The organism is Calderihabitans maritimus (assembly GCF_002207765.1).
GTDB classification, from domain to species: domain Bacteria; phylum Bacillota; class KKC1; order Calderihabitantales; family Calderihabitantaceae; genus Calderihabitans; species Calderihabitans maritimus.
This window is the reverse complement of record NZ_BDGJ01000182.1, coordinates 1-548: the sequence shown is the minus strand read 5'-3', so window position 1 is coordinate 548 and position 548 is coordinate 1. Positions and strand designations below refer to the sequence as shown.

At 54.2% G+C, this 548-nt stretch carries 1 protein-coding gene; it reads left to right on the top strand.

The features are described 5' to 3' along the window. Positions 1 to 172: 172 nt before the first annotated feature. On the top strand, positions 173 to 548 hold a 376-nt coding region (locus KKC1_RS13500), incomplete at its 3' end, for a glycosyltransferase family 39 protein (protein WP_143288761.1).

Genomic DNA, 548 nt, shown 5'->3' with positions numbered 1-548 from the left:
GGGCCCGAGCGCAGGAGGCGCGAGGCCGGCAACCTGAGCCAAGGATGGCGAATTTGCCGGGGAGCCCGCCGGAGGCCGAGGTCGAGCCCTAGTTTGGCCTGCGCAGATTTCCGGAGCGAGCGGGAACAATGGAGCCACCACTTAATACCAAACATCATAAGGGTGAGCCTATGTGAAAACTTATCATGTGGCCTTGTTGGTCATTATACTGCTTCTTTCTCTTTTGGTACGGTTGTATTTTGTCCAAAACGGTGAATTTCTGCCTTTGAAAGATTATGACGGGAGAACATACGACGGGTTGGCCCGGCAGCTTTTGGCCGGGAAGGGATTTGGAAATGAAGGAGCCAAAGCCTTCGTCACCCCCGGTTATCCCTTGTTTTTGTCCCTTATCTACCGGCTGACGGGAACGGGGGAAGAAAGAATTTTTGTGATACGGCTGGTGCAGGCCGTACTGGGAACAGTTACCGTGCTTATAGTATACGGTCTGGGAAACAAACTTGGCAGTCCTGCGACCGGATTGCTGGCCGCCGCGTTGGCGGGTATATACC